The following is a 22,067-nucleotide window of genomic DNA, read 5'->3' as shown; positions in this document are numbered from 1 at the left end:
GTCAGGCGCTGGCCCGCAGCGCCGCGACGCGCGCCGCCGGGAGCGACACCACGACCGCGAGCCCGCCCCCGGGCGCGTCGGCGAGGCGCACCTCCCCCCCGTCCGCGACCACGAGCCGCCGCACGATCGGCAGGCCCAGCCCGAAGCCGCCGTCGTGCCGACGAGCGCTCGGCGACCGCCAGAACCGGTCGAAGGCCCGGGCCCGCTGCTCCGAGCTCATGCCGGGCCCGGCGTCCCGCACGGTGAGCTCGACCCGCTGGCCCGTGGTCCGGGCCGAGACCCGCACCGCCGACCCGCCCGGCGCGACATCGAGGGCGTTGCTGAGCAGGTTGTCGAGCACCTGCTCGAGCCGCCCCGGCTCGCTGCGCACGGCCACGGCGCCGACGGCGGCGTCGAGCTCGACCCCCCGCTCCGCCGCCACCGCGCTCCAGGCCTCGAGGCGCGCCTCCACCAGCGGCTGGAGCCACACGTCGACCGTCGGCGCCGGCGCGTCCTCCGCCCGCGTGAGCACGAGCAGGCTCTCGACGAGGGCGGTGAGCCGACGGACCTCGGTCAACGCGCCGTCGAGATCCTCGGGTCGGTGCTCCGGCCCGTCCGCCTCGACGTTCTCGAGGCGCAGCCGCAACGCTGCCAGCGGGGTCCGCAGCTGGTGGGAGGCGTCGGCCACGAACGCGCGCTGCGACGACAGCAGCGACGCCAGCCGAGCCGCGGTGGCGTTGAACGACCCCGCCAGCCGCCGCAGCTCCGGCGGGTCGTCGGGCACGGGCACGCGTGCGTCGAGGTCGCCGTCGCCGAGGGCGGCGGCGGCGCGGTCGAGCTCGGCCAGCGGGCGCGTGAACGACCGGGCGAGCAGCGTGCTCACGAGCAGCACGATGAGCGCGATGACGCCGGCCAGGCCGCCGAGGAGCAGCCAGTTCCGCGCCACCGCCCCGTCGACCTCGGCGAGCGAGGACGAGACGCGCGCGGCGCCGATCGTCGCGCCTCCCGAGAGGATCGGCACCGTGACCGTCAGCGTGTCGTCGCCGCCAACCGTGTGCCGCGCGGTGACGCCGTGGCCGCGCCGCGCCGCGTCGAGGTCGGCGGAGCCGACGGTGGACGCGGCGGTCGCCGGCTGATGAGCCCCGGCGGCGTCGACCACGCGCCCGCCGAGGTCGACGACCGCGATCCCGTCGCCGGTCCGGGCGGCCAGCTGGTGGACGAACGGGCCCAGCACGGCGGTGTCGCCGTGCGCGAGCGGCTGCTCGGCCCGCAGCGCCAGCGCGAACGCCTCGTCGCGCACGCGGCTCGTGAGCTGCCGCTGTTGGCCCTGCCGGTAGGAGAGGCCAAGCGGCAGGGCGAGGGCGAGGAGCACGAAGCAGGTGATGGACAGGGAGCTGATCAGCAGCCGCCGCTTCACGCCGCCGCCTCGGGGACACAGAGCCGGTAGCCGACCCCCCGGACGGTCTCGATGAGCTCGGGGCGCCCGAGCTTGCGGCGGAGGCTGGCGATGTGCACGTCGAGGGTCTTCGTCGGCCCGTACCAGTGGGGGTCCCAGACCTCGTCGAGGATCTGCTGGCGGCTGCACACCGCCCCCGGGTCGTCGGCGAGCAGCGCCAAGAGGTCGAACTCCTTCGGCGTCAGGGTGAGCGGCTGGTCGTCGACGGCGGCGCGGCGGGTGCGACGGTCGACGACGAGCGGCCCGAGCGACGCCGCCCCGCCGGCGGCGCGTCCGGCGGCCCGGCGGAGCACGGCGCGGATGCGGGCGACGAGCTCCCGGAACCCGAACGGTTTCACGACGTAGTCGTCGGCGCCGAGCTCGAGGCCGACGACCCGGTCCACCTCTTCGCCGCGGGCGGTGACGACGATGATCGGCACCCCCGAGCTGGCCCGGAGGGTCCGGCACAGCTCGAACCCGTCGACGTCGGGGAGCCCGAGGTCGAGGAGGATCACGTCGGGGTGCGCCCCGTCGAGGGCGCCGGCCACGTCGCCGCCGCACTCGGCGTGGGCGACCGCGAAGCCCTCCCGCTCCAGGCCCCGGACCAGCGGGTTGGCAATGGTGAGGTCGTCCTCGATGAGGAGCACCCGCATCCTCACCGCGTCGGCGCGTGGGCGCCTGGACCTTTACCGAATCTTGGCCTGGCGCGGAGCCGACGCTGAGACGGCCCGTCGTACCGTGTGGAGGGTCAGCACGCCCCGCTGATCGGTGTCCAGCCCGTTCCGACGGCCCGGCGCCGGCGACGTCGAACAGTCACCCCGCCTCGACGCCGCCGGCTCGGGCTGGTCGGTCCTCCAGGGCGGGCGGCTCCACCCCCACCTCGGCCAGCACCCCCGCCAGCTCTGCGGGCAGGGCCGCCTCGAAGGCCTGCCGCGCCCCGCCACGGGGATGCGAGAACGCCAGCCGGTGGGCGTGCAGGAAGGGCCGGGGCCCGCCCGGCCCCCCGCCCCCGTAGGCCCGGTCCCCCACCACCGGGTGGCCGATGGCGGCCAGGTGCACCCGGATCTGGTGGGTGCGGCCGGTCTCGAGCCGGCACTCGAGGAGGGCGACCCGCCGGGCGGGGTCGGTGCCGAGGAGCTCGTAGCCGGTGCGGGCCGGGCGCCCCTCGGCGCGCACCGCCATCCGGGTCCGCCGGCCCTCGGCCCGGCCGATCGGGGCGTCGATCAGCGCCTCGGGGGCGTCGGGCACGCCCCGGACCAGGGCCAGGTAGCGGCGCTCGACCCGGCGGGCCGCGAGCGCCGCCACGAGGGCCTCGAACGCCGACGGGGAGCGCGCCACGACGAGCAGGCCGCTCGTGTCCCGGTCCAGCCGGTGGACGATGCCGGGTCGGTACGGGTCGCCGACGGCGGCGAGCTCCGGGTACCGCGCCAGCAGCCCGTGGACGAGGGTCCCGTGGGCGTGCCCGGCGCCCGGGTGCACGACCAGGCCGGCCGGCTTGTGCACGACGATGACGTCCTCGTCCGCGGCCCGGACGTCGACCGGGACCGCCTCCGGACCCGGTGGGCCCGGGGGTTCCGGGCCGCCGAGCAGCTCGACGACGGCACCGGCGGCGACCCGCTGGCTCTTGGCCGGCGCCCGCCCGTTCACGAGGACGGCGCCGTCGGCGAGGAGGGCTTGGACCTCGGCCCGGCTCCAGCCGGTCAGCCGGGCTACGGCCCGGTCGACCCGGTCGCCGGCCAGCTCGGCCGGCACCGTGATGGCGTCGGGCTCGGCGTTCACGCCGCCGCGCCCGCCCGCCCGCCGAAGAGGCTCCACCACACCAGGAGGACGGCGCCGATGGTGATCGCCGAGTCGGCGACGTTGAAGGTCGGCCACCCGTCCAGGCGCACGAAGTCGACGACCCCGCCGCGCAGCCAGCCCGGCGACCGGAAGAGGCGGTCGGCCACGTTCCCGAAGGCGCCGCCGAGCACGAGCGCCAGGGCCACGAGCACGGTGCGCTCGTGGGCGCGGCGAACGGCCCGGAGCAGGACGACGGCGACGCCGATGACGAGGATGACGAGGAGCGGCGTCATCGTCTGGAAGAGGCTGAACGCGCTCCCCGTGTTGCGGGCGAGGCGCAGCTCGACGGTCGAGCCGACGATCGACACCGGCGACCCCGGCAGCGTCGCCGCCGCCCAGGCCTTCGTGGCCTGGTCGAGCGCCACCACCGTGATGACGATTCCGGCCACCAGCCCGCGGCGCCCGCGGAGGCGCGCCGCGACGGGATCAGCGTCGCCGCTCGGCACGCGCCTTGCAATCGACGCACACCTGGGCCCAGGGGATCGCCTCGAGCCGCTCGAGCGCGATCTTCCGCCCCGCGGGCTTACAGACGCCGTACCGGTTGCGCTTCATCCGCTCGAGGGCGTCGTCGATCTCCTCCACGACCTGCCGGGCCGTCGCCGACAGGAGCAGGTCGCGCTCCCGCTCGATGTTGACGGTGTCCCCCTCCCCCGACTCCTCGTCGAACTGGGTGTCACCGGCCTCCCGCTCCCGGGCCAGCTGCTCGGCCTCGGCCGTGAGCTCCTCGGCCTGGTGGTGCAGCCGGTTCTTCTCGTCGACCAGCTTCTGGCGGAGCCGCTCGAGCGTCTTCGGGCTCAGGTTGGCGGGCCCGGGCGTCACCTCGAAGCCCGAGAGCGGGCAGATGACCGTCTTCTTGCCGCCCCGGGACCTTGTCTCCCCCGCCCCGGGCGCGGCCGGACGGGTCGCGGTCGGGGCGCGGGCGGGCGCGGCGGCCTTGGTCGTCGCCTTCGGCGCCGCCGCCGGCTTGGCCGGGAGTCGCTTCGCGGCCGGCCGCGGGGCCGGGGCCTTCTTCGCCGCCGGCTTCTTGGTCGGGACGGCCTTCGCCGGCGTCCGCTTCGCCGTCTTGGCCGCCGGCGGCTTCGGCGCCGCCTTCCGGGCCGGGGGCTTCTTGGCCGCGGCCGGCTTGCCCGGGTTGCCCCGGCTCGAGCCGGATCGGGCCCGCCCCCCGCCCGCGGGACCCCCGGTCGCGGCGCGGCGCGGTGTCGCCTTCTTGCCTGCCCCGGGCATGCAGCCTCTCTTTCGGCGAATGTGCGAGCGGGCGATGGTAGTGCGTGCCGCACGCCACGCTGTCGCCGCCCTCGACGGCCGGCGCCGCCGCTCCGGACGGTCAGTCGACGTGGTGGCGCGAGCGCGGCCCGGCGGCCTGGTCGGCCTCGCGGACGGCGCGTCGCAGCCGCACGACGAACTCGTCGTGGTCGACGTTGGCGAGGCGGAAGCGCTTCAGGCGCGACCGCTCGCCCGCGACCAGCTGCACGTCGGCCGGCTTCACGCCGAACTGCTCGGCGAGCAGCGCGCGTGCGGCCTCGTTGGCCCGGTCGTCGACCGGCGGCGCCGCGACGCGGAGGCGCAGCGCGTTGCCGTGGCGGCCGAGCACCGCGCTCCGCCCTGCGCGGGGCTGCACGTGCACGGCGAGCACGACCGTGCTGCCGTCGAACGCGTAGAGGTCGTCGACGTCGCTCACCGCGGCTCCATTCTCGGGCGGCCCGCGAACCGGCTCACGATACGCTCCGGACGATGCCGTTCGAGTCACTTCCTCGCGAGGTCGACCTCGTCGCGCTCGAGGAGCGCGTGCTGCGGCGGTGGGCCGACGACGACGTGTTCGGCGAGAGCCTTCGTCGCCGCGACGGGGCCCCGGAGTGGGTGTTCTACGAGGGACCGCCGACCGCCAACGGCCAGCCCGGGCTCCACCACGTCTGGGCCCGCTCCTTCAAGGACCTCTATCCCCGCTTCCACACCATGCGCGGGCGCTACGTGGCCCGGAAGGGCGGCTGGGACTGCCACGGGCTCCCGGTCGAGCTCGAGGTGGAGCGGGAGCTCGGGTTCTCGGGCAAGCCCGAGATCGAGGAGTTCGGGGTCGCAGCGTTCAACCAGCGCTGCCGCGAGTCGGTGCACCGATACGTCGAGGACTGGTCCGCGCTCACGACCCGGATCGGGATGTGGCTCGACACCGCGAACGCCTACTGGACGTTGACGAACGAGTACATCGAGAGCGTCTGGTGGCACCTTCGCCAGCTCTGGGACGCCGGGCTCGTCTACGAGGGGTTCAAGGTCGTGCCCTACTGCGCGCGCTGCGGCACCGCCCTGTCGAGCCACGAGGTGGCGCTCGGGTACGAGGACGTGGTCGAGCCGTCCGTGTACGTGCGCTTCCCGCTCGTCGACGACGACGTCGACCTGCTGGTGTGGACGACCACGCCGTGGACGCTGGTGTCGAACGTCGCCGCCGCGGTGGGACCCGACGTGCGGTACGCGCGCGTGCGCGCGCAGGACGGCCGGCGCGACCTCGTGCTGGCGGCGGAACGGGTCGCGCCGGTGCTCGGCGACGACGCCGAGGTGGTCGCCGACGTGCCCGTCGCCACGCTGGTCGGACGCCACTACGAGCGGCCGTTCGACGTCCTGCCCCTCCCCGCTGACGCGGCGCGCGTGGTCGCCGCCGACTTCGTGACCGTCGAGGACGGCTCCGGCGTCGTGCACCTGGCGCCGGCCTTCGGCGAGGTCGACCGCGAGGTCGGCGAGGCCGAGGGCCTGCCGATGCTGAACCCCGTCGACGCCGCCGCCCGCTTCGACCACTCCGTGCCCCCGTACCGGGGGCGCTTCGTGAAGGACGCCGACCCGCTCATCATCGACGACCTGGCGGCGCGCGGCCGGCTGGAGCGGGTCGTCGACTACGAGCACTCGTACCCGCACTGCTGGCGCTGCGCGACGCCCCTCATCTACTGGGCCAAGCCGACGTGGTTCGCCCGCACGTCCGAGCACCGCGCCGAGCTGCTGCGCGAGAACGAGACCGTCGGGTGGCACCCCGAGCACATCAAGCACGGCCGCTTCGGCGACTGGCTCGAGCACAACGTCGACTGGGCGTTGTCACGCGACCGCTTCTGGGGGACGCCGCTCCCCTTCTGGCGCTGCGAGGAGGGGCACGACACCTGCGTCGGGTCGGTCGCCGAGCTCGCCGAGCTGGCCGGCCGCGACCTGGCCGGGCTCGACCTGCACCGGCCGGACGTCGACGAGGTCGCGATCACGTGCCCCACGTGCGGCGCTCGGGCCCGCCGCGTCGAGGCGGTGCTCGACGCCTGGTTCGACTCGGGCGCGATGCCGGCGTCGCAGTGGCACTACCCGTTCGAGCACGCCGACCGGTTCGAGCGTCGCTTCCCCGCCGACTTCGTCTGCGAGGCCATCGACCAGACCCGGGGCTGGTTCTACTCGCTCCTGGCCGTCAACACGCTGGTGTTCGGCCGGGCGCCGTACCGGCACGTCGTGTGCCTGGCCCACATCGTCGACCGCGACGGCCAGAAGATGTCGAAGTCGCGCGGGAACGTCCTCGACCCGTGGACCATCCTGCGGAGCCGGGGCGCCGACGCGCTCCGCTGGTACTTCTTCTCGGCCGGCTCACCGTGGACGAGCCGACGGGTCGACGAGCAGGTGATCGACGAGTCGACCCGCCGGTTCCTGCTGACGCTGTGGAACACGGCGTCGTTCTTCGTCACCTACGCGAACCTCGACGGCTGGGAGCCCGGGCCGCCGGTTCGGTCCCCGCACGTGCTCGACCGCTGGATCCGGTCCCGCCTCCACGCGACCGTCGGCGAGGTCACCGACGCGCTCGAGGGCTTCGACGCCTTGCGCGCCGCGCAGGCCCTCGACCGGCTGGTCGACGACTGCTCGAACTGGTACGTGCGCCGCTCCCGGCCGCGCTTCTGGAAGTCGGCCGACCCGGGCGCGCCGGCGACGCTCCACGAGTGCCTGACGACGATCAGCCTGCTGCTGGCCCCGTTCTGCCCCTTCCTCGCCGACGAGCTGCACCGCACCGTCACCCAAAGCGGCGTGTCGGTGCACCTGGCCGACTGGCCCGCCGCCGATCCCGGCGCCGTCGACCCGGCCCTCGAGGCCGAGATGGCCTTCGCCCGCCGGCTGGTGACCCTCGGGCTCGCGGCCCGCAACGAGGCTGGGATCAAGGTGCGCCAGCCGCTGCGGCGGGCCCTGGTCCTGTTCCCGGCGGGCCTGACCCTCGGCGACGAGCTCCGCGCCCAGGTCGCCGACGAGCTGAACGTGAAGGCCCTCGAGCCCGTCCGCGACCTCGAGGGCCTCCTCGACTACTCGGTGGCGCCCCGGTTCCGGACGCTCGGGCCTCGCCTCGGGCCGCTCGTGCGCCCGCTCCAGGCCGTGCTGGCGGCCGCCGACGGCGCCGCCCTCCGTCGGGCGCTCGAGACCGACGGGCGGGTGGTCGTCACGGTCGACGGCCAGGCGGTCGAGCTCGGACCCGACGACGTCGACGTGCGGGCCCGGACCCACGAGTCGCTGGCCCTGGCCGAGGACGGCGGCGTGGCGGTCGCGCTCGACACCGCCCTCGACGACGAGCTGCGCTCCGAGGGCCTGGCCCGCGAGCTCGTCCGCGCCCTGAACGAGCACCGCAAGGCGCTCGGCCTCGACCTCGCCGACCGGGTGCGCGTGGAGCTCGGCGCCGACGGCCGCGTCGCCGCGGCGGCGCGGCGGCACGCGGACTGGATCCAGGAGGAGGTGCTCGCCACCGACTGGCGGGTCACCGACGTCGGCGACGACGGGCTCGACGGCGCGGCGACGCTCGCGGTCGACGGCGACCCGGTGCGGGTGCGCGTGGACCGGGTCTGACCCTCAGCGCCGCCGGCGGAACAGCTTGCGCTGGTCGTCGGGCTCCTCGGTGTCGAGGAAGTGCTCCGACGTCGGCTCCCGCGAGCCGAGGGGCGTGTCGTCGCGCACGGCCTCGCGCAGCGACGCGAAGAAGGCGTCGTCGTCGAGGCTCTCGCTGCGCTCCGACAGGTCGGGCTCCTCGGCGTCGTCGACGACCGCGGCGGCGGGCGTCTCGCCCCACTCGCCGCTCGACTCCTCCCACTGCTCGTGGGCGGAGACGGCCTGGATGCTGACCGTCGGGACTCCGCCCGACGCCAGCGCCGCCGGCGACCCCGTCCCCTCGGCGGACGGGGCGTAGCCCGAGGACGCCGACCAGGACCGCGGCGCGGGCACGTGCACCGCGTGGAGGGACGGCCGCTCACCGGTCGGCGGGTTGGGCGAATCGAGGACGGCGAGCTCGGCGCGGATGGCCTGGCGGAGGCGCTCCTTGTACTCGGACTCGAAGCGCTCGAGGGCGTCCACGTCGGCGTTCAAGGTCTCGCGCGCCGCCGTGAGCTGTCCGATCTCCTCCTCGAGGCGGCGGCGCTCGGTGTCGGCGATCCGACGCGCGTTCGCCTCGGCCTCGCCGACCAGCGACTGCGCCTTGGCCTCCGACTCGGCCAGCATCTGCTGGGCGGCTGCGCGCGCCTCGGCGACCGCCTCGTCGGCGGCCTTCTGCGCGAGGACGAGCGTCCGCTGGATGACGTCGGTGTCGACGCCCGGCGGGCGGCGCTCGGGCACCGGCGGCGGCGTCACCGCCGGCGTGCGTGCCGGCGCCGGCGCCGGGGTCGGCGCCTGCGCGGCCCGGAGCTTCTCCTGGCGAACTTCGTCCTGCAGGTGCTCGATCGTGGCGGCCGCCCGCTCAAGCAGCTCGTCGACGTCGTCGCGGTGGTAGCCGCGCCACGCCTCACGGATCTCGACGTCGCGCAACTCCTGGGGGGTCACGTCCATGGAAGCCATAGGCGTTCCATGGTAGCGAGATGGTCCCGCCGGGGCGATGCGACGATCAGCCGCAGAGGAAGGTGCGGAGGAAGATCAGGAAGAACACCAGCACGAGGAACGAGAGGTCGAACATGCCGGCGGGCGGGATCACGCGGCGGAGCGGGCGCAGCGCCCACTCGGTCAGGTCGTTGAGCACCCGGGAGATCTGCGCGGTCGCGGTGCCGGGGCGCTGCGACTCGGGGAACCACGAGAGCACGGCGCGGAGGAACAGCACGACGATGAAGACGATGAGCAGCGCGCAGACGAATCCCACTGGTGCTCAGCGTCGGTAGAGGCCGCGGGCCTCGAGTCGCTCCTTCTCCTCTTCGGAGAGCTGCACATTCATCGGCGTCAGCAGGAAGACGGAGTCGGCGACGCGCGACATCGACCCGCCGACGGCGTAGGCGAGGCCGCTCGAGAAGTCGATGAGGCGGCGCTGCAGCTCCCGGTTGCTGCCCTGCAGGTTGAGGATGACGGCCTGGTTGCCCTTGACGCGGTCCCCGATCTCCTGGGCGTCGTTGAAGTTCAGCGGCTCGACCACGTGGACCCGGGCCGCCGACGTCGGCACGCTCCGCACGACCGGCGGGCGCGGGACCGAGACGCCCGACGGCGGCTCGTCGCGGGGCACCGCGCGCACGGTCGGCTCGCCGTACTCGGGGCGTGCCATCGGTGCCGGCGGGTCGCGGACCGGTCGCGCGTCCCGTGACTCCGGGTAGGCGGGGCCGCCGGCGTACTCGGGGACCCGGCGGTGGTTGGGGTCGTTGGGCCCGGCGTCGTGCGGCCCGCGCCGGCCCTCGTCGCCGTACTCGCCGTACTCGTCGTAGCCGTACGCGTCGTAGCCGTACTGCTCGTCGTCGTCCTGGAGTCCCAGGTAGACCATGGCTCGGCGCCAGAGCGAGGCCAATACGCGTCACGTGCCGGGGCGGCACGCCCTCCCGGGTCGAAGGTTACTGCTGGGGCGCCTGTGACGGGGGACGGTCACCGAAGAGGGCCCGGCCCACCCGCACCATCGTCGCGCCCTCCTCAACCGCCACCTCGAAGTCGTCGGTCATGCCCATCGACAGCTCCTGCAGCGTCGCCGCGGCGGCGAGGTCTCGCAGCCGGGCGAACCACCGGCGGGGGTCGTCGCCGAGCGGGGGCACGGTCATGAGCCCGGCGACGACGAGCCCGACCCCGCGGAGGGCGTCGACCAGACCCCCGGTGGCCTCGGGCGCGCAGCCGGCCTTCTGCGGCTCGCGGCCCAGGTTCACCTCGACGAGGACCTGGGCCGCCGGCGCGTGCCGGGCGATGACCGTCCCGAGCTCGACCCGGTCCACCGTCTGCCACCACGTCACCCACGGGGCGAGGGCCTTCACCTTGTTGCGCTGGAGGGGGCCGACGAAGTGCCAGCGGGGTGGGGCCGCCGCCAGCGCCGGCGCCTTCGCCAGCAGCTCCTGGGCCCGGTTCTCGCCCACGTCGCGCACCCCGGCCGCGACGGCCTCGGCCACCCGGTCGGCCGGCACGGTCTTGCTGGCGGCGACGAGGGTCACCGAGCCCGGGTCTCGACCGGACCGGGCGGCGGCCGCGGCGATGCGGGCCCGGACCGCGGCCACCCGGGCGGCGACGTCGGTCACCCGAGGACGGCCACCACGGCCTGGCGGCCGGTCTCGCCGTCGCGGCGGTAGGAGAAGTGGTCGGCCGACGCCGCCGTGCACACGCCGACGTCGTGGACGTCGGTGACCCCGACCCCGGCGAGGGCGGCCCGGACCGCCGCCGGGAGGTCGAGGGCGGGCCCGCCGTCGGCGGTGCGGGCCGCGACCGTGGGCCCGTAGGCGGCGACGACGCGGCCGAGGTCGTCGGCCCCGAAGGCGTACCGGTCGGGGTGGATGCAGGGGCCGATGGCGGCCCGGACCGGGCCCCGGCCCCGGGCCCGGAGCCGGTCGACCGCGGCCGCTACGACGCCGGTGAGCAGCCCGACCCAGCCGGCGTGGACGACGGCGACGGCGTCGTCGCTGGCGAGCACGACCGGGGCGCAGTCGGCGGTGAGGACGGCCAGCGGCCGGCCGGCGGTGGTGGTCACGGCGGCGTCGGCGGGCGGCACCGCGGCCGGGGGCGGCTCGTCGGCGTCGAGGACGGCGGCGCCGTGCACCTGGTGCAGCCACCACCAGCGGTCGGGGTCGCCGAGCCCGAGCGTGGTGGCGAGCCGGGCCCGGTTCTCGCGCACGGCGGCGGGGTCGTCGGCGCTGCGGGTGGACAGGTTGGCGGTGGAGTAGCGGCCGGTGGAGACGCCGCCGTGCCGGTCGGTCCAGGCGATTCGGGCCGGGCCGAGCCGGTGGTGGATCAGCGCAGGAACTCGGGGACGTCGAAGTCGTCGTCCTCGTCCCGGCCGGCTGCGCCCTCGCCGGGCTCGTCCCGCACGGGCATCCCGACCATCGGCTCGATTCGCCGGCGCCCGCCCTCGGGGTGGCGCTCGCCCTCGAAGCGGTCGAAGCCGGCCGCGATCACGGTGATTCGGATCGTCTCCCCGAGCGAGTCGTCGATCGAGGCCCCGAAGATGATGTTGGCGTCGGGGTGCGCGGTCTCCTTCACGATCTCGGCCGCCTCGTTGACCTCGAAGAGCCCGAGGTCCGACGGCCCGGCCACGTTGAGGAGCAGCCCGCGTGCGCCCTCGATGCTCGCCTCGAGCAGCGAGCTGGAGATGGCGATGCGCGCCGCGCCGACGGCCCGGCCCTCGCCCGACGATTCGCCGACGCCCATGAGGGCGGTGCCGGCGTTCTGCATGATCACCCGCACGTCGGCGAAGTCGGTGTTGATGAGGCCGGGGGTGGTGATGAGGTCGGTGATGCCCTGGACGCCCTGCAGGAGGACGTCGTCGGCGAGCCGGAAGGCGCTGAGCAGCGACGCCTTCTCGTCGGCGACGTCGAGGAGGCGGTCGTTCGGGATCACGATGAGGGTGTCGACCTTCTCGCGCATCCGGCTGATGCCGGCGTCGGCCTGCACCGCCCGGCGCCGGCCCTCGAACCCGAACGGGCGGGTGACGATGGCGATGGTGAGCGCCCCCATGTTGCGGGCGACCTCGGCGACGATCGGGGCCCCGCCGGTGCCGGTCCCACCGCCCTCACCGGCGGTGACGAACACCATGTCGGCGCCCTTCAGCACCTCTTCGATCTCGTCGCGGTGGTCCTCGGCGGCCTGCCGGCCGACGTCGGGGTCCGAGCCGGCGCCGAGGCCGCGGGTGAGCTGGCGGCCGATGTCGAGCTTCACGTCGGCGTCGCTGACGAGCAGCGCCTGCGCGTCGGTGTTCACGGCGACGAACTCGGTGCCCTTCAAGCCGGCGTCGATCATGCGGTTCACGGCGTTGCAGCCCCCGCCGCCGACGCCGACCACCTTGATCACGGCCAGGTAGTTCTGGGGGTCGCCCAGCATGTCGGTCGTCCTTCCCGTCGGGTTGCCGGCGACGCGCCGGAGGTGCCCTGGGGTCGTCGGTCGATTGGCCTGCCAACCCGACCCCCCATTGTCGTCCCCGGGGGACGGGGATCGTGGGACCTGCCCGGGTCCCGCCGCTCGCTCCGGGTCACCGTCTCGCGGCTCGGGGGGACGGCCCGCGTCGGCATGCCGCGGGGCCGTAGCCGGACCCACCCCCGGTGGGAGCGGCCCTGACGGTAGCGCACCGGGCCCCGGGCCCTCCATCGCCGGGCCGGGCGGGCCCGGGAAGCGGTCGTCGTCGCCCATCGCCACCTACCCCGACACCGGCGCGTTCGGCACGCTGACGTCGATGTAGCGGGCGGGGGCGACGAGGGCGGCGAGCACCGCCGCCGCCGCCTCGGCCTTGGCCGCCAGCTGGGTGCCGTCCCCGAAGCGGATCTGGGGGCCGTTGGCCACGAGGGCGACGAGCCCGCCGGGCAGGGCGACCACGGTGGTGACCCGGCCCCGCAGGGACGGCCCGAGCGCGGCCGCGGCCGCGGCGGCGGGCGCGTGCAGGCGCCCGCCCGGCCCCGGGACGCGGGTCAGCCCGGCCAGCTCGGGGAGGCCGGCCGGCGGCCAGGGCCCGACGGCCAGGACGTCGCCGTGCCGGTCGAGGACGGCGGCGCGGCCCGGCCCGGCGGGGGCCCAGGCGACCGGCACCCGGCGGGACACGGTGATCGTGACCGTGTTCGGGAAGTCGCGCTCGACGCGCGCCGAGGCCACCGTCGGGAGGCGGCGGACCGCGGCCGCGACTCCGCCGGCGTTGACGAGGAGCATGGGCTGGCCCGTCCGAACCCGGGCCGCGGCGCGGACCGCGGCCCGGTCGGCGCCGGCGCCGCGGACGACGATCGTGTGCACGGCGAGCAGCGGCGACCACGCGACGGCGGCGGCCACCGTGAGCGTGGCGACGACGCCGGCGCCGAGGAGGAGCCGGTGGAGGCGGCGCCGGCCGGCGTCGCGGCGGACCGCGGCGCGGCGAGCGCGCAGGCGGGGGTCGATGCGGACGCGGAGGCCGGCGACCCCGGTGGCGGCGGTCACCGCCGGGCCTCCTGCTCGAAGCCCACGAGCTGCAGCTCGGGCTCGAGGTGAACGCCGGTGGCGGCGTCGACGCGCGCCTGGACCTCGGCGACGAGCATGGCGACGTCGTCGGCGGTGGCCCCGGGCTCGGCCTGGAAGAAGTTGGCGTGCTTCGGCGACACGAGCGCGCCGCCGAACCGGAGGCCCTTGAGGCCGACGGCGTCGATGAGCCGGCCGGCCGAGTCGCCCGGCGGGTTGCGGAACACCGAGCCCGCGTTGGCGCCGCCGGGCTGGTGCTGGCGGCGCCAGCGCACCACCTCCTCGATGCGGGCCGCGCACGCGTCGGGGTCGTCGGGGGTGGCGGTGAACTCGGCCCTGGTGACGACCTCGCTCGGACCGAGGGCCGAGTGCCGGTAGCCGAGGTCGAGGTCGGCGGCGGCCCGGGCGCGCGGCGCTTCGGCCCGGGCGAGGAGGTCGACCGTGAACGCCAGTCGCAACACCGCCGCGGTGTCGCGGCCGTGCCCGCCGGCGTTCATGCGCACCGCGCCGCCGACCGAGCCGGGGATCCCGACGTAGAACTCGAGCCCGCCGAGGCCGGCGGCGGCGGCCCGCCGGGCCAGCACCGGCAGCGGGGTGCCACCCCCGGCGCGGACGACCCCGGCCGGGTCGAGCTCGATCGCCTCGAAGTCGCCGGCGAGCAGGACGCCGAGCCCGGGGAAGCCGCGGTCGGCGACGAGCAGGTTCGAGCCCCGCCCGAGGACGAGCACCGCCGGCGGCGGGTCGGCGCGCCCGGCCGCGGCGGCCACGACCGCGAGCTCGGCGTCGGTCGTGACGCGGACCATGACGTCGACGGGGCCGCCGAGGCGGTAGGTGGTGAGGTCGGCGACGGGCACGGCGCGCCGCACCGCGCCGGGGGGCAGCGCCGACGTGAGCGCGGCGGCGAGCGCACCGAGGCTCACGGGTCCGCCTCCCGCGCCGCCAGCCACTCGTCGGGCACGGTGGTCAGGTCGCCGGCGCCGAGGGTGACGAGGACGTCGCCGGGGCGCGCCAGGTGGAGCGCGTGCGCGACGACGTCGGCCCGGCGAGGGAGGTAGGTCACCGGCGTGTCGGGGTGCGCGTCGAGGACGGCGCGCAGGACCAGCCGCCCCGACACGCCCGGCTGGGGCGCCTCCCCCGCCGCGTACACGTCGGTGAGGACCACCTGGTCGGCGTCGAGGAAGGCGTCGGCGTAGTCGCGCCAGAGCGTCGCCGTGCGCGTGTAGCGGTGGGGCTGGAACACGGCGACGACCCGCCGCCAGCCGCCCTCGCGTGCCGCCTCGAGGACGGCTGCGACCTTCCCGGGGTTGTGGGCGTAGTCGTCGATGATGGTGACGCCGTCGATCTCGCCGCGGAACTGGAAGCGGCGCGCCACGCCGCCGAAGCCGCGGAGGGCGCGCGCCACGTCCTCGAACGGGACGCCGAGCTCGAGCGCGACGGCGGCGGCGCCGGTGGCGTTCAGCGCGTTGTGGCGGCCGGGGACGGGCAGCTCGAGCAGGCCGAGCGGCTCGTCGCCGCGGTGGAGCCGGAAGCGGCTGCCCGCCCGGCCGCCGCGGTAGTCGTCGAGCCGGTAGTCGTCGGCGGTGAAGCCGTACGTGCGCACGCCCGGTCGCTCGGCCGCGAGCCGGGCGGCGACGGGGTCGTCGACGCACACGACCCGCGCGCCGGGCACGCGGTCGAGGAAGGCGGCGAAGGCGTCGACCAGCCGCTCGAAGCTGCCGTAGTGGTCGAGGTGGTCGGGGGCGACGTTCGTGACGACCGCCGCCTCGGGCGCCAGCTCGAGGAACGTGCCGTCGCTCTCGTCGGCCTCCACGACGAGCCAGTCGCCGTCGTCGTAGGCGGCGTTCGAGCCGACCTCGTTGAGGTCGCCCCCGATGAGGAAGGTCGGCCGCCAGCCCGCCGCGCGCAGGCAGAGGGCCAGCATCGACGACGTGGTCGTCTTGCCGTGGCTGCCCGCCACCGCGATCGAGCGGCGGGTGGCGACGAGGGCGCGCAGCGCCTCGGCCCGGCGCAGGACGCGTGCGCCCCGGTCGGCGGCCGCCACGACCTCGGGGTTCGTCGGCGGGATGGCGCTCGAGTGCACGACGGCGTCGACGTCGCCGGGGACGTTCGCCGCGGCGTGACCGATGAAGGCGTCGACGCCGAGCAGCCGCAGCCGGTCGAGCGCGTGCGAGTCCTTGAGGTCGGAGCCGCTGACCCGGTGGCCCATCCGAGCCAGCACCGCGGCGATGGCGCTCATCCCGGCGCCGCCCATCCCGACGATGTGCACCACCCGCGGCCGGCTGAGGTCGAGCTCAGGCACGGGCCACCGCCTCGACGAGGTCGGCGACGCGGGCGGCGGCGTCGGGGCGGGCCAGGGCGCGGGCGGCGCGGCTCATGGCCTCGAGCCGGTCCGGCGCGCCGAGGAGCGCGTCGAGCTCGGCCGCGAGTCGGGCCGCGTCGGCGTCGCGGTCGGGGACGAGCGTCGCCGCCCCGGCGGCGGCGAGCGCCGCCGCGTTTGCGGTCTGGTGGTCGTGGGGCGCGCCGGGCAGCGGCACGAGGATCGCGGGCAGCCCGGTGACCGTGAGCTCGGCGACGGTGACGGCGCCGGCGCGGCAGACGGCGACCGCGGCCTGTCCGTATCGCCGCTCGAGGTGCTCCTCGTACTCGACGAGCTCGTACGCGAGGCGGTCACCGGCCCGGCGCAGCGCGGCGAGGTCGCGCGCGCAGTCGGCGTGGTCGCGGCGGCCGCTGACGTGGCACACGGCGACGTCGGCGCGGTCTCGCCACCGGTCGTAGAGGCCGAGCGCAGCCTCGTTGAGTCGCCGGGCGCCGAGGCTGCCGCCGAAGACGAGGACTAGAGGACGGGTGGGATCCGGGGTGCGCTGCACGACCGTGATCGCGCGCCGCACCGGGTTGCCGGTGAGGACCGCGCCCCGCAGCGGCGTGCAGGGCAGCGACACCGCGGGGTGCGCGCCGAGGCGCACCGCGAGCCGGTTCGTGAGCCCGGGGGCCGCGTTCTGCTCGTGCACGACGGTGGGGACGCCGGCGAGGCGGGCGCTGACCACGCAGGGCAGCGACGCGTACCCGCCCACGCCGAGGACGACGCGGGGGCGGGTGCGCCGCACGAGCCGCCACGCCTGGCCGAGGGCGCGGCCGGTCCCGACGAGGGCCCCGGCGTTGTCGCGCCACGCCGCGACGTCGAGGCGCCGTCGCAGCCCCCGGCCCGGGAGGGCGTCGAGCCGGAACCCGGCCGCAGGCACTGCGGTCACCTCGAGGCCGCGGCGACCGCCGACGAAGCGGATCGCGGCCGGGTCGTGGCCGCGGTCCACGAGCGCCTCCGCGACCGCGAGGGCCGGGTACACGTGGCCGCCGGTGCCGCCGCCGGTGACGAGGGCGAACACGGCCGTCGGCGTGGCGGCGGCCGTCATCGGGCCTGGCGCGCCACGTTGGCGAGGACGCCGGCGGCGAGCATCGTGAAGACCAAGGCCGAGCCGCCGAACGACACGAACGGGAGCGGGACCCCCGACACGGGGAGCAGGCCCACGACACCGCCGATGTTCACGGCCGCCTGGCCGACGACCCAGGCCGTGATCCCGGCCGCGAGGAGGAGGCCGAAGCGGTCGGGGGCGCGGTGGGCGGCCCGGACCCCGAGGACGGCGAAGGCCACGAAGAGCCCGAGGACGGCCAGCGCGCCGACGAGCCCGAGCTCCTCGCCGATGACGGCGAAGATGAAGTCGGTGTGCGCGTTCGGCAGGAACAGCCACTTGGCCCGCCCGGCCCCGAGCCCGACCCCGGCGACCCCGCCGCTGCCCAGCGCAATGAGCGACTGGACGATCTGGTAGCCGCCGTTGCCGGCGGTCGCCGTCGGGTGCAGGAAGGTGAGCAGGCGGGCCCGCCGGTACGGGGCCGAGAAGGCGAGGATCGTGGCGAGGGTCACGCCGCACGTGGCCGCGGTGGCGAGGTGGCGGAGCCGCACGCCGCCGACCAGCAGCACCGCCGCCGCGATGAGCCCGAGGAGGATCGTGGAGTCGAGGTCGGGCTCGAGGAAGACGAGCCCGCCGAGGCCGGCGACGACGGCGACGACCGGTCGGAGCGTGGCCCGCCAGTCGTGCAGCTCGTGCTCGCGGCGCGTGAGCAGGTCGGCGGCGAAGAGGACGACCGTCAGCTTCGCCAGCTCGGTGGGCTGGAACCGCCAGCTGCCGATCCCGAGCCACCGGCGCGAGCCGGCGACGTACGTGCCGAAGTGCGGCACGAGGACGAGCACGAGGAGGCCGGCGGTGACGACGAGCAGGGGCCGCGCCCAGTCGCGCCACCGTCGGTAGTCGATGCGGGACGCGACCACGAACGCGACGGCGCCGAGCACGGTCCAGATCAGCTGCCGCTCGAAGAAGTACCAGGCCGACCCGTACGTGGTGAGCGACACCACCGACGACGCCGAGAGCACCATGACCACGCCGACGACGTTCAGGACCGCCACCGTGATCACGAGGAGGAGGTAGTGAGCGGGCGGCGCCGCCCCCGCGGCGGGCCCCGAGCGGGCCGGAGCCCGGGTCGACCAGCGATGGCGGGTGGCGGACGGCATCAGCCGATCGCTCCCGGGATGTTGATGAAGTCGGCGTAGAAGAGGCCGAGGGCGAGCGCGACGCACACGCCGGCGAAGAGCCAGAACCGCACGATGACCGTGAACTCGGGCCAGCCGATCACCTCGAAGTGATGGTGGATCGGCGCCATGCGGAGCACCCGGCGCCCGAAGCCGCGGAAGGAGATGACCTGGGCGATGACGCTCAGCGTCTCCACGACGTAGAGGCCGCCGAGGATCGGCAGCAGCAGCAAGGTCTTGGTGAGCAGCGCCAGGCCCGCCAGCGCGCCGCCGATGGCCATGGACCCGGTGTCGCCCATGAAGATCCGCGCCGGCGCCGCGTTCCAGTACAGGAAGCCGCCCGACGCACCCATCATCGCCGCCGCGACCACGGCGAGGTCGACGACCGCGGCGGGGCGCACGTGGTACACGGCGGCGTGGCGGAACTGCCAGAACGCGATGATCGTGAAGGCCGCGAACGCGAGGGTGGCCGAGCCCGCGGCGAGGCCGTCCATCCCGTCGGTGAGGTTGACCCCGTTCGCCGCGCCCACCACCACCACGACGGCGACGACGAACCACAGCGTCGAGCCCAGGTTGAGGTCGAGGTCTCGGATGAAGGACAGGTGCGTGGACACCTGGACCCAGTTCAGGGCCAGCAGCGCGAAGCCGGACGCGGCGAGCAGCTGGCCGGCGGTCTTGCCCCGCTTCCGGAGGCCGAGGTTGCGCCGCCGCCGCACCCCGAGCAGGTCGTCGACGAAGCCGACCACGGCGAGCAGGGTCACGAGCGTCAGCAGGGTGACACCGGTGCGGGCGAACTTCAGCTGCTCGGTGCGCACGTGCGCAGCCGAGTACCCGATCAGGGCGGCGCCGACCAGGGCGATGCCGCCCATCGTCGGCGTTCCCGCCTTGGCCGCGTGCGGGTGCCGGAACGGCCCGTCGTCGCGGATGAGCTGCCCGATCCCGCGGGCGCGGAGCAGCCGGATGAGCAGCGGCGTGCCGAGGACCGCGATCGTGAACGCGGTGCCCGCCGCGATGAGCAGCGAGGTCACGGCGTCCCGCCCGAGTTCCGGTCGGCGGGCTGGAGGGCGTCGGCCACGACGTCGAGCCCGACCGCGCGGCTGGCCTTCACGAGGACCGCGTCGCCCGTCCGCACCTCGGACCGCACGACGCCGACGGCGGCGCAAGGATCCGGAGCCTGCACGACGGCGACGCCCCCGGCGCGGGCCGTCGCCGCGATCGGGTCCGCGCCGGCGCCGACCGTGATGACCAGGTCGACGCCGACCGAGGCCGCGAGCGCCCCGAGCTCGGCGTGGGCCTCGGGCCCGTGCCCGCCCAGCTCGAGCATCTCGCCGAGCACGGCGACCCGCCGGCCCGAGACGTCGAGCTGGCCGAGGGCGCGCAGCGCCGCCGCGGCCGAGCTCGGGCTCGAGTTGTAGGCGTCGTTGACGAGCAGCACCCCGTCGGGGGTCGGTGCGATCTCCATGCGCCGCGCCGCGGGGCGGGCGGTCCCCAGGCCGGCCGCGGCGACGTCGAGGGGCACGCCGAGCTCGAGCGCGGCGGCGGCGGCCATCGCCGCGTTCGTGGCGTGGTGCTCGCCGTGGAGCGCCAGCGCCACCGGGGCCTCGCCCGCCGGCGTCACGAGGGTGAAGCGGGGCCGGACGCGCGCGTCGACGCTGAGCCCGACGACGCGGACGTCGGCGTCGGCGGCGAGGCCGACGCGCGTGACCCGCGCCCGGGTGCAGGCCGCGAGCGTCGTCGCGGAGCCGCAGTCGGCGTTCACGATGGCCAGGCCCTCGGCGGGGAGGGCCTCGAGCAGCTCCCCCTTGGCCGCCGCGATCCCGTCCGGGCCACCGAGGTGGCCGGCGTGGGCGAGGCCCACGTGGGTGACGATGCCGATGGTGGGCGCGGCGATCGCGGCCAGCGCCGTCAGGTTGCCGGCGAACCGCGCGCCCATCTCGGTCACCACGACCTCGACGTCTGGCGGCGCGCCGAGCAGGGTGAGGGGCACGCCGGCCTCGTTGTTGAACGACGCCGGGCTGGCGTGCACCCGCCGGCTGGCCGCCAGCGCCGCCGCGGTGAGGTCCTTCGTCGCCGTCTTCCCGGCGGAGCCGGTGACCGCGACGACGGGCACGTCGGCCAGCCGGCGGCGGGCGGCGCCACCGAGGCGACCGAGGGCGGCCAGGCTGTCTCGGACCTCCACCACACTCCGCCCGGGAGGCGCCGGGCCGACCGGTCGGCTCACCAGCGCGACGGTCGCGCCCCGCTCCCAGGCGTGGGGCACGAAGTCGTGGCCGTCCCGCTCGGCCACGAGGGCGACGAAGCAGGCGCCCGGCTCGAGCACCCGCGAGTCGATCGCGAACGAGGTCGCGCGCGCCGCCTCGGGTCCCGCGAGCCGGCCCCCGGTGTCGGTCGCGATCTCCGCCGCGGTCAGCTCCACGGCCGCCCCCCCAGCTCCTCGCGGGTCACGACGCGGTCGTCGAACGGGACGACACGGTCGCGGAAGCGCTGGTCAGTCTCGTGGCCCTTCCCGGCGACGACGAGAACGTCGCCGGGCCGGGCCGCGGCGAGCGCGTCGCGGATGGCGGACCGGCGGTCGGCCTCGAGGCGGACCTCGGCCGCGCCCGCGGCGGCGCCGGCCCGGACCGCGGCCGCGATCGCGGCCGGGTCCTCCGAGCGCGGGTTGTCGGTCGTGATGACCACGAGGTCGGCGGCGTCGGCCGCGACGCGACCCATGAGCGGCCGCTTGGCCGGGTCGCGCTCGCCGCCGGCACCGAAGACCGCGATCACCCGATTCCGCCCCGCCAGCTGGCGCGCCGCGGCCAGGGCCGCGCCCAAGGCGTCGGGCGTGTGCGCGTAGTCGACGAGCACGGTGAAGGGCTGGCCGGCGTCGACCGGTTCGAGCCGGCCGGGGATCGTCGACACGGCCGCCAGCCCGCGGGCGATGGCGTCGGCGTCGAAGCCGGCGAGCTGAGCCGTCACCGCCGCCGCCAGCGCGTTGGCGAGGTTCAGCCGCCCGAGGAGCGGCGTGTGCATCGGGTGACGCGGCCCGTCGCGCGTCGTCATCGCGAAGTGACCGCCGCGGTCGTCGACGCGTGCGTCCGCGGCGACGACGTCGGCGTCGGCGTCGAGCGCGTACGTCGTCACCGGCAGCCCGCGCTCCCGGCAGCGGCGGGCCAGCTCGGCTCCCCGCTCGTCGTCCAGGTTCACCGCCGCGGCCGCGGCTCGGGCCGGGTCGAAGAGCCGGGCCTTCGCCTCGAAGTACTCGTCGAGCGAGCCGTGGTAGTCGAGATGGTCGCGCGTGAGGTTCGTGAAGCACACGACCCGGAACCAGGTGCCGTCGACACGGTGCTGGGCGAGGGCGTGGGAGGAGACCTCCATCGCGACGGTCTGCACGCCGTCGTCGCGCATGCGGGCGAGCAGCGCCTGCAGGTCGGGGGCCTCCGGCGTCGTGTGCTCGAGGGGCAGCGGCGGGCCACCGGTCTGGGCGCCGACCGTGCCCACGATCCCGGCGTTCTCGCCGGCGGCGGCCGCGATGGCGGCGAAGAGGTGGGTGGTCGTCGTCTTGCCGTTCGTGCCCGTGACGCCGACGCACCGGAGGGCGCGCGACGGGTGCCCGTGGAGTCGGGCCGCGGCCGGCCCCAAGGCCCGCCGCACGTCGGTCACGCGGGCCTCGGGGACGGTGAGCCCGACGTCGCGCTCGACGAGGAGCGCGACGGCGCCGGAGCGCACCGCCGCCGGCGCGTAGTCGTGGCCGTCGTGGTTGGCGCCCACGATGCACGCGAAGCACGCGCCCCGATCGACGCGGTGGCTGTCGTAGGCAAGGGCCTGCACGTCGACCGAAGGGTCGCCGTGCACGTCGAGCACGTCGACGTCAGCTAGAAGCTCGTGGAGCTGCACGCGCGCGGTCCTACTCTCCGT

General features: G+C 76.1%; 21 protein-coding genes. 1 reads left to right on the top strand and 20 read right to left on the bottom strand.

Annotated features, from left to right (window positions below; all coding sequences use genetic code 11):
• Nucleotide 1: 1 nt before the first annotated feature.
• The 6 genes from VG869_06005 to VG869_05980 form a co-directional block, all read right to left on the bottom strand.
• Nucleotides 2–1,396, bottom strand: a complete 1,395-nt coding sequence (locus tag VG869_06005; protein ID HEV3450743.1) for a HAMP domain-containing sensor histidine kinase — start codon at nucleotides 1,394–1,396, stop codon at nucleotides 2–4.
• Nucleotides 1,393–2,067: a response regulator transcription factor gene (locus VG869_06000; GenBank protein HEV3450742.1), complete on the bottom strand. Its 675-nt coding sequence runs from the start codon at nucleotides 2,065–2,067 to the stop codon at nucleotides 1,393–1,395. Before VG869_06000 ends, VG869_06005 begins: the two co-directional genes overlap by 4 nt.
• Before the next feature lie 160 nt (nucleotides 2,068–2,227).
• Complete coding sequence (locus tag VG869_05995; GenBank protein HEV3450741.1) at nucleotides 2,228–3,229, bottom strand: RluA family pseudouridine synthase; 1,002 nt, start codon at nucleotides 3,227–3,229, stop codon at nucleotides 2,228–2,230.
• Nucleotides 3,190–3,699: a signal peptidase II gene (gene lspA, locus VG869_05990; GenBank protein ID HEV3450740.1), complete on the bottom strand. Its 510-nt coding sequence runs from the start codon at nucleotides 3,697–3,699 to the stop codon at nucleotides 3,190–3,192. The genes VG869_05995 and lspA overlap by 40 nt, the downstream gene beginning before the upstream one ends.
• On the bottom strand, nucleotides 3,680–4,480 hold the full coding sequence (locus VG869_05985) for a TraR/DksA C4-type zinc finger protein (GenBank protein ID HEV3450739.1): 801 nt from the start codon (nucleotides 4,478–4,480) through the stop codon (nucleotides 3,680–3,682). The genes lspA and VG869_05985 overlap by 20 nt, the downstream gene beginning before the upstream one ends.
• Before the next feature lie 100 nt (nucleotides 4,481–4,580).
• Nucleotides 4,581–4,934: a DUF167 domain-containing protein gene (locus tag VG869_05980; protein ID HEV3450738.1), complete on the bottom strand. Its 354-nt coding sequence runs from the start codon at nucleotides 4,932–4,934 to the stop codon at nucleotides 4,581–4,583.
• 53 nt (nucleotides 4,935–4,987) lie between these two features.
• On the opposite strand from VG869_05980, the gene ileS reads away from it, so the two are divergent.
• Nucleotides 4,988–8,092, top strand: coding sequence for an isoleucine--tRNA ligase (gene ileS / locus VG869_05975; protein HEV3450737.1), 3,105 nt, complete (start codon nucleotides 4,988–4,990; stop codon nucleotides 8,090–8,092).
• A gap of 3 nt (nucleotides 8,093–8,095) precedes the next feature.
• Here the strand turns inward: ileS and VG869_05970 are convergent, their stop codons facing one another.
• The 14 genes from VG869_05970 to VG869_05905 all read right to left on the bottom strand — a co-directional run bounded on the left by VG869_05970 (nucleotide 8,096) and on the right by VG869_05905 (nucleotide 22,046).
• Nucleotides 8,096–9,070, bottom strand: a complete 975-nt coding sequence (locus VG869_05970; protein HEV3450736.1) for a DivIVA domain-containing protein — start codon at nucleotides 9,068–9,070, stop codon at nucleotides 8,096–8,098.
• Nucleotides 9,071–9,116: 46 nt separating this feature from the next.
• Nucleotides 9,117–9,365: a YggT family protein gene (locus VG869_05965; protein HEV3450735.1), complete on the bottom strand. Its 249-nt coding sequence runs from the start codon at nucleotides 9,363–9,365 to the stop codon at nucleotides 9,117–9,119.
• A gap of 6 nt (nucleotides 9,366–9,371) precedes the next feature.
• On the bottom strand, nucleotides 9,372–9,971 hold the full coding sequence (gene sepF, locus VG869_05960; GenBank protein ID HEV3450734.1) for a cell division protein SepF: 600 nt from the start codon (nucleotides 9,969–9,971) through the stop codon (nucleotides 9,372–9,374).
• Between the two features lie 67 nt (nucleotides 9,972–10,038).
• Complete coding sequence (locus VG869_05955; GenBank protein HEV3450733.1) at nucleotides 10,039–10,704, bottom strand: YggS family pyridoxal phosphate-dependent enzyme; 666 nt, start codon at nucleotides 10,702–10,704, stop codon at nucleotides 10,039–10,041.
• The gene (locus VG869_05950) at nucleotides 10,701–11,384 is read right to left on the bottom strand and encodes a polyphenol oxidase family protein (protein HEV3450732.1); all 684 of its coding nucleotides are present in this window, start codon (nucleotides 11,382–11,384) and stop codon (nucleotides 10,701–10,703) included. Before VG869_05950 ends, VG869_05955 begins: the two co-directional genes overlap by 4 nt.
• A 26-nt stretch (nucleotides 11,385–11,410) precedes the next feature.
• On the bottom strand, nucleotides 11,411–12,493 hold the full coding sequence (ftsZ, locus tag VG869_05945) for a cell division protein FtsZ (protein HEV3450731.1): 1,083 nt from the start codon (nucleotides 12,491–12,493) through the stop codon (nucleotides 11,411–11,413).
• Nucleotides 12,494–12,808: 315 nt separating this feature from the next.
• Entirely contained in the window at nucleotides 12,809–13,573 is a 765-nt protein-coding gene (locus VG869_05940) for an FtsQ-type POTRA domain-containing protein (protein ID HEV3450730.1), read from the bottom strand.
• A complete protein-coding gene (gene murB / locus VG869_05935) occupies nucleotides 13,570–14,511 on the bottom strand; it encodes a UDP-N-acetylmuramate dehydrogenase (GenBank protein HEV3450729.1) in 942 nt (313 codons plus the stop codon). The genes VG869_05940 and murB overlap by 4 nt, the downstream gene beginning before the upstream one ends.
• Nucleotides 14,508–15,890 (bottom strand): UDP-N-acetylmuramate--L-alanine ligase, encoded by a 1,383-nt coding sequence (gene murC / locus VG869_05930; GenBank protein HEV3450728.1) that lies wholly within the window; start codon nucleotides 15,888–15,890, stop codon nucleotides 14,508–14,510. The genes murB and murC overlap by 4 nt, the downstream gene beginning before the upstream one ends.
• The gene (locus VG869_05925; protein ID HEV3450727.1) at nucleotides 15,883–16,998 is read right to left on the bottom strand and encodes a UDP-N-acetylglucosamine--N-acetylmuramyl-(pentapeptide) pyrophosphoryl-undecaprenol N-acetylglucosamine transferase; all 1,116 of its coding nucleotides are present in this window, start codon (nucleotides 16,996–16,998) and stop codon (nucleotides 15,883–15,885) included. Before VG869_05925 ends, murC begins: the two co-directional genes overlap by 8 nt.
• On the bottom strand, nucleotides 16,995–18,152 hold the full coding sequence (gene ftsW / locus VG869_05920) for a putative lipid II flippase FtsW (GenBank protein ID HEV3450726.1): 1,158 nt from the start codon (nucleotides 18,150–18,152) through the stop codon (nucleotides 16,995–16,997). The genes VG869_05925 and ftsW overlap by 4 nt, the downstream gene beginning before the upstream one ends.
• Nucleotides 18,152–19,198 carry a phospho-N-acetylmuramoyl-pentapeptide-transferase gene (gene mraY, locus VG869_05915; protein ID HEV3450725.1) on the bottom strand — a complete coding sequence of 349 codons (1,047 nt, stop codon included), beginning with the start codon at nucleotides 19,196–19,198 and terminating at the stop codon, nucleotides 18,152–18,154. Before mraY ends, ftsW begins: the two co-directional genes overlap by 1 nt.
• Nucleotides 19,195–20,586 carry a UDP-N-acetylmuramoyl-tripeptide--D-alanyl-D-alanine ligase gene (murF, locus tag VG869_05910; GenBank protein HEV3450724.1) on the bottom strand — a complete coding sequence of 464 codons (1,392 nt, stop codon included), beginning with the start codon at nucleotides 20,584–20,586 and terminating at the stop codon, nucleotides 19,195–19,197. The genes mraY and murF overlap by 4 nt, the downstream gene beginning before the upstream one ends.
• A complete protein-coding gene (locus VG869_05905) occupies nucleotides 20,577–22,046 on the bottom strand; it encodes a UDP-N-acetylmuramoyl-L-alanyl-D-glutamate--2,6-diaminopimelate ligase (GenBank protein ID HEV3450723.1) in 1,470 nt (489 codons plus the stop codon). The genes murF and VG869_05905 overlap by 10 nt, the downstream gene beginning before the upstream one ends.
• Nucleotides 22,047–22,067 lie beyond the last annotated feature (21 nt).

It is taken from the genome of Acidimicrobiia bacterium (assembly GCA_035948415.1).
In the GTDB taxonomy this organism is placed as follows: Bacteria; Actinomycetota; Acidimicrobiia; order IMCC26256; family PALSA-555; genus PALSA-555.
Note: the sequence above shows the minus strand (reverse complement) of the source record. Positions and strands in the feature narration are given on the sequence as shown.